This window comes from Roseateles sp. (assembly GCF_049240545.1).
GTDB lineage: Bacteria > Pseudomonadota > Gammaproteobacteria > Burkholderiales > Burkholderiaceae_C > Paucibacter_A.
The window spans coordinates 40462-46929 of sequence record NZ_JBMLSK010000168.1 but is presented as its reverse complement, the minus strand read 5'-3'; the positions used below and the strand labels follow the sequence as shown (position 1 = coordinate 46929).

Annotated in this window: 6 protein-coding genes; 2 read left to right on the top strand and 4 right to left on the bottom strand. The window is 64.7% G+C overall.

The features are described 5' to 3' along the window. Positions 1 to 94: 94 nt before the first annotated feature. Entirely contained in the window at positions 95 to 2545 is a 2451-nt protein-coding gene (locus ACOVRJ_RS11015; protein ID WP_422043897.1) for a heavy metal translocating P-type ATPase, read from the top strand. 24 nt (positions 2546 to 2569) lie between these two features. On the opposite strand, the gene ACOVRJ_RS11010 is transcribed toward ACOVRJ_RS11015, so the two are convergent. From ACOVRJ_RS11010 to ACOVRJ_RS10995, 4 genes are all read right to left on the bottom strand, one after another. Beyond that, positions 2570 to 3253 carry a substrate-binding periplasmic protein gene (locus ACOVRJ_RS11010; RefSeq protein ID WP_422043896.1) on the bottom strand — a complete coding sequence of 228 codons (684 nt, stop codon included), beginning with the start codon at positions 3251 to 3253 and terminating at the stop codon, positions 2570 to 2572. Between the two features lie 157 nt (positions 3254 to 3410). Next, a complete protein-coding gene (locus ACOVRJ_RS11005) occupies positions 3411 to 4277 on the bottom strand; it encodes a pirin family protein (protein WP_422043895.1) in 867 nt (288 codons plus the stop codon). Positions 4278 to 4305: 28 nt separating this feature from the next. Next, positions 4306 to 4695, bottom strand: coding sequence for a DoxX family protein (locus ACOVRJ_RS11000; RefSeq protein WP_422043894.1), 390 nt, complete (start codon positions 4693 to 4695; stop codon positions 4306 to 4308). A gap of 50 nt (positions 4696 to 4745) precedes the next feature. Then, complete coding sequence (locus ACOVRJ_RS10995) at positions 4746 to 5372, bottom strand: FMN-dependent NADH-azoreductase (protein WP_422043893.1); 627 nt, start codon at positions 5370 to 5372, stop codon at positions 4746 to 4748. Positions 5373 to 5511: 139 nt separating this feature from the next. On the opposite strand from ACOVRJ_RS10995, the gene ACOVRJ_RS10990 reads away from it, so the two are divergent. After that, positions 5512 to 6438, top strand: coding sequence for a LysR family transcriptional regulator (locus ACOVRJ_RS10990; RefSeq protein WP_422043892.1), 927 nt, complete (start codon positions 5512 to 5514; stop codon positions 6436 to 6438). Positions 6439 to 6468 lie beyond the last annotated feature (30 nt).

The following is a 6468-nucleotide window of genomic DNA, read 5'->3' as shown; positions in this document are numbered from 1 at the left end:
ATCTTCCGGGTAAACCTAAATCCGCCGCAGCAGATCGGCTTAAGAATGGAGCGAGGCTTGACCTTCCCATGATGGCAAGCTTTAAAGTGAAGCCATGATGAACGCAAACAAGAGCTCGGCGCTACAAGTCTTCACCCTCCCCATCGCGGGCATGACCTGCGCCTCCTGCGTCAAGCGGGTGGAAAAGGCCCTGCTGCGCGTCACGGGCGTGCAGACCGCCGAAGTCAATCTGGCCACCGAAACCGCCACGGTCAGCGGCAGTGGCGAGATGAGCTTGGCACCGCTGCGGGAAGCCATTGAGGCCGCCGGCTACAGCCTGCCTGAGAAAACCCTGACGCTGCAAATCAACGGCATGACTTGCGCCTCCTGCGTCGGCCGCGTCGAGCGGGCACTGCTGAAGTTGCCCGGCGTCTTGTCGGCCGAGGTCAATCTGGCGACCGAGTCGGCCAGCGTCCACATGCTGGCCACCGTGGTGGCGCAAAGCTTGATCGCAGCCATCGCCAAGGCCGGCTATGACGCGCGCCTGCCGACTGGAGATGCCGACGCCGCCCCCATAAAGCCCGATTGGCAACACAGCGGCTGGCCGGTGCTGATCGCAGCGCTGCTGTCGGCCCCGCTGGTGCTTCCGATGCTGGGCATGCTGTTCGGCCGCCACTGGATGCTGAATGGCTATTGGCAACTGGTGCTGACACTGCCGGTGCAGTTCTGGCTGGGCAGCCGTTTCTACAAGGCTGGCTGGGCCGCGCTGCGCGCAGGCAGCGGCAATATGGATTTGTTGGTGGCCTTGGGCACCAGCGCGGCTTTTGGCTTGTCGGTCTATGAGCTGTGGCTGAACGGCCCGCACACGATGGCGCTGTACTTTGAGTCGGCGGCCGTCGTCATCACCCTGGTGCTGCTGGGCAAGTGGCTGGAGGCGCGCGCCAAGCGGCAAACCACCGAGGCGATTCGCGCGCTCAAAAAGCTGCAGCCCGAGACCGCGCGGGTGCGCCGCGACGGCAAAGAAGAAGAGCTGCCCTTGGGTCAGCTGCGCCTCGGTGACGAAGTGCTGGTGCGACCCGGTGAGCGCATCCCGGTGGACGGCGAGATTCTGGAAGGTGCATCGCATGTGGATGAATCGCTGATAACCGGCGAAAGCTTGGCCGTCAGCAAGGCGGTCAAGGACAAGGTGGTCGGCGGCGCGGTCAACGGCGAGGGTTTGCTGCTGGTGCGCGTCCGCGCACTCGGCGCCGAGTCGACCTTGTCGCGCATTGTTCGCCTGGTGGAATCGGCCCAGGCCAAGAAGGCACCGATCCAGCGCATGGTCGATCAGGTCAGCGCCGTCTTCGTGCCGGTGGTCTTCGGTCTCGCCCTGCTGACCTTGCTGGGCTGGGGCTTCTTCAGTGGCGACTGGCAACAAGCGGTAATGAACGCCGTCGCGGTGCTGGTGATTGCCTGCCCTTGCGCCTTGGGCCTGGCCACGCCGACGGCCATCATGGCCGGCACCGGCGTCGCCGCCCAGCATGGCATTCTGATCAAGGACGCCGAGGCGCTGGAGTTGGCAGCCAAGCTGGATGTGGTGGCCTTTGACAAAACCGGCACCCTGACGGTCGGCAAGCCGCAGCTCATCGCCCTGCTGTCTGCGCCCGGCACCGAGGAAGCACAGTTGCTGGCCTGGACCGCCGCGCTGCAAGCAGGAAGCGAGCACCCGCTGGCCCATGCGGTGGCCGAGGCGGCCGCTAGCAAGGCGGTGGAAGTTCCGCAGGCGACCGAGATGCGGGCCGTGGCCGGGCGCGGTGTGGCCGCAAGCTTGATGGTCAGCGGCGCGACGATGGAATTGCGCCTCGGCAGCAGTCGCTTCATGCAAGAGTTAGGTGTCGCAACCACCGACTTGCAAGCGCAGGCCGATGATTTGCAGCGCCATGGCCGCACGGTTTCATGGTTAGCCGATGTGTCCCCCGCTGGCACCGCACCGCGCCTGCTGGGCCTGCTGGCCTTCGGCGACAAGATCAAGCCCAGCGCAGCGGCGGCCGTGCAGGCCCTGCACAAGATGGGCGTTCGCACCGTCATGCTCAGCGGCGACAACGCCGGCAGCGCCCACCACGTGGGCCAGCAACTGGGTATCGACGAAGTGCGGGCCGAGGTCTTGCCCGAAGACAAGGCACGCATCGTGAGCGAGCTGAAGCTTGCCGGGCAATCCGCCGCCGCTCATTCGGGCCCGCAACGCGTGGCCATGGTGGGCGACGGCATCAATGACGCCCCGGCCCTGGCCGCCGCCGATGTGGGCCTGGCCATGTCCACCGGCACCGATGTGGCGATGGCGGCGGCCGGCATCACGCTGATGCATGGCGACCCGGCGCTGGTGGCGCAGGCCATCGATCTGTCGCGCCGCACGGTCGCCAAGATCCGGCAAAACCTGTTTTGGGCCTTTGCCTACAACGTGGTGGGCATCCCGCTGGCGGCCTTGGGCTACTTGAATCCGGTGATTGCGGGTGCGGCCATGGCGCTGTCCAGCGTCTCGGTGGTCAGCAATGCCTTGCTGCTCAATCGCTGGAAGGCGGCACGATAAGGCAAGCCGCCCTGCGCCGTGAACTCAGCGCTGTTGGCTCAGAAAACCGTCTTTCTGCATGGCTGACAAGGCTTCGTCCAACTCCCTCAGATGCAGTTCCGAATCCTGGGACAAGGCACAGCGCAGCGCGACTTTGTCGACCAACAAGGGCGTATGCATTGCCAACGTGAACAAGCCCTGCGAACGCTGAAACTCCAAGTAGCTGCGGCTGACGATCGCATGCGAGATTCGCTTGGCCGCCAAGCGCCGCAGCAAGGCCTGGGCATCGGGGCCGTCATCACGAACGAATCGGGTGCCGAGTTGTCGCTCGGCACCCGAATATCGAAAACCGGCAATGGTGCCGACCGCCTGATCGGCCACATCGCTCAGCCGCCGCGGCGCCGGCGCATCGGCACGGGTGATCAAGATATCTTCGTGCTGGGCCATCGGTCGGCTCCACTGAAAAGGGCCGCTCAGCCAATGGCGGGCATAACCGCACACCAAATCGGCTTGCCCGGCCTGCAACATCGTGGTCAAACGCTTACGGGCCACGGGCACAAACTGCACCTCACGCCCCAAGCGGCGTGCCAACTCGATCCCTAAGTCGCGGCTCAAGCCTTCCTGCAGCTCTCCACCTTCAAAGCGGGCATAGGGCATCGAGGCACTGGTGTCCACCAGCACACGCAAAGGCGCGGCATCGACACGCAGCGTCAACAACGCACAACACATCACGCCAAGCATCCATCGAACCACCTCTTGAGCCCCTCGCCGCTTCTTCATCCACACGCACAAAGCCGCGAGGATACCGTCTTCGAAGTGCCTGAATCACAACTTGGGCGGGATCAGGACGCAATACCGCACGGCACGCCGGGGACTGTTGCCCCCCTCAGGCAAGCACACCGGCCTGAAAGTCGCGCACCGCCTGGATCAACTCGGCCTGCGTGTTCATCACAAACGGCCCGTGCTGCGCAATCGGTTCGTTCAAGGGGCGCCCCGCCACCAAGATGACTCGCGCGCCAGCCTCACCGGCGCTAAAAGCCAACCCGTCGCTGCCCGGCGTGTTGGCCAACAGCGCCATGCGCTGCTGCGGCACCAGCACGCCGCCGTCAAACTGCAGCTCACCCCGGTACACATAAACGAATGCGTTATGGCCTTCAGGCAAGGCCTGGCTGAAGCGGACACCGGGCGCCAGATGCAGGTCCAAATAAAGCGGCTCGGTGTGATCGCGCTGCACCGCGCCGGCAATGCCATGGCTCTCGCCCGCAATCACCCGCACCTTGACGCCGTCCACCTCCAACTCTGGGATCTGCGCGCTGGGGATGTCGCGGTACCAAGGCGCGCGCATCTTGTCGAAGCTGGGCAGGTTCAGCCAGAGTTGAAAGCCTTCCATGCGGCCCTCTTCCTGCTCGGGCAACTCGCTGTGGATCACGCCACGCCCGGCCGTCATCCACTGCACGCCGCCATTGCCCAGCAAGCCTTCGTTGCCGGCCGAATCACGGTGACGCATGCGGCCTTCCAGCATATAGGTGATGGTCTCGAAGCCGCGGTGCGGATGGTCGGGGAAGCCGGCGATATAGTCGTCCGCCTTGTCCGAGCCAAAGGCATCCAGCATCAGAAAAGGGTCGAGGCGACGTTGCAGGTTTTGCGTCAAGACGCGGGTCAGCTTGACCCCGGCGCCGTCGCTGGTGGCCTGGCCGGCAATCAAGCGCTCCACTGCGCGCGGCTGTCTCAGGGTTTGAGTCGTGCTTGTCATGATCTGCCTTTCTTCGTTTTCTTGGTCTTTACTGCGTGCAAACAGAGAGCGCTGATTGTGTGGGCTCGGGGCTGCGCCCGGAGAAGCCCAAACTCAAAGCCAGCACGATCAGCGCGGGAATGCCCTGGCTCAGCGGTGTGTACAAAGCATGGAAGCCCAAGGCCCCCAGCATCACCACCGCAATGCCAGACGCCGCCCAGGCCCGCAGCGGCCGGAAGAGCAAGCCGATGGCCCCGGCCACTTCGGCCGCGCCGATGAAATAGCCAAACCAGGCGGGCAAGCCCATCAAGGCAAAGCTGAGATGCAGCTGCGGCACACCGGCCAGCTTGGCCGCGCCGGCCGCCAGCAAAGGCAGGGCCAACAAGAGCAGCGCGGCGCGGCGCAGCCAGGTCTTGGTCTTGCGATCGGTCTTGTTCATCCCTGGGCTCCGTTTCTTTCTAACGATTGGCTTCGCCGGCTTCACCGGTTTCAGACGCTCAGCGCGGCGATCTGTTCACGCGCCGCCACCAGGCCGCGGGCCTCAGACTCCGGCCCCATGGCCAGACCTTCGGCATAGATGAACTCCACATCGCTCATGCCCAAGAAGCCCAGCACGGTGCGCAGATAAGGCACCATGGTGTCGGACGCTTGGTCGCGGTAGATGCCGCCACGGGTCAGCACCACAAAGACCTTTTTGCCGGTCAACAAGCCCTCGGGGCCGTTGGCGGTGTAGCGGAAGGTGACGCCGGCCTTGGCCACCGCATCGATCCAGTTCTTCAGCTGTGCCGGCACGCCGAAGTTGATCATGGGCACGGCCAGCACCAGCACATCGGCCGAGCGCAGCTGTTCCACCAAGGCCATGTCCAAAGCCACTCGCTCGGCTTGGGCCGGGCTGCGGCTTTCGGCCGGGGTGAACATCGCTTGCAGCGCGGCTTCGTCCAGCACCGGATGCGGCTGCACCGCCAGGTCCAAGACTTCAAGCTCGGCAGCCTGAGTCTGGGCTTGAGCTTGGCTCAGCAGACCCGCCACCAGCTCATTCGCCAGACGGGTGGAGTTGGAGCCTTGGCCGTCTTCTTGCAGGCGGCGGGCGCTGGAGTTGATTTGCAGAATCTTCATGGCGGGGTCCTTCTATCTGGCGCTGAGTGAGCGTCTTGTGTTGACGATGGCCTCACTGTATTGATATTCGATTTGCACCAGAAGCCATTGAATTGGATAACATCGTTCCACCAATGCACCAATCAAACCCAAAGAAACCATGAGCCTGGACGCTGACGACCTTTTGCTTTTTGCCCGGGTGGTGGAGGCCGGCAGCTTCAGCCGCGCGGCCGAGCGGGTCAATCTGCCCAAATCCACGGTCTCGCGCCGAGTGGCTGCGCTGGAGCTTCGCCTGGGTGAAAAGCTCTTGCAGCGCAGCACCCGCAGCCTGACGCTGACCGAGTTCGGCTCCGGCGTCTTGGAGCATGCCCGCGCCCTGGCCGGCGAGGTGGATGGCGCCCTGGCCCTGGCCCTGCATCGGCAACAACGCCCGCGTGGACGGTTGCGCGTCTCGATGCCGGGCGACCTGGCCAATCTGGCCTTGAGCCGCATGCTCAGCCGCTTTGTGCTGGACTACCCCGAGGTGATGCTGTCCCTGGACCTGTCACCCCGGCGGGTGGACCTGATTGCCGAAGGCTTCGACCTGGCCGTGCGCATGGGCCCCTTGCCTGAGGACAGCCAGCTGGCCGCGCGCCGCCTGGCCCTGTTCAGCAATGGCTTGTATGCCTCGCCGGCCTATCTGCATGCCCATGGCGAACCCTTGATGCCCGAGGCCTTGCAAGACGCCCACGGCCTGATGATTCTGAGCCGCTCCGGCGAGCCCATGGCGTGGGACCTGCGCAAAAGCCAGGGCGAAGGCGCCCCCGAGCTGCGCTGGCAAGGCCTGCCGAGCCGCCGTACCCTGGTCAACGCCCCCGATCTGCTGCTGAGAATGGCTTGTGCCGATGTCGGCATCACCGCTGTGGGCGAACATTTCGCTCAGGACTATGTGGCCCGCGGCGAGCTGGTGCGCATCCTGCCGGACTGGTGCCTGGCCCCGGTGCCCTGCTGGGCCGTGTTCCCAGAGCGCCGCTTGATGCCGCTGCGCACCCGGGTCTTCTTGGAAGCTTTGGCGGGGGCGCTGTCGAATTGCCCGGGACAGGGCTGAGCGGATAGTGCCAAGTCCTTCAGCCCGGGG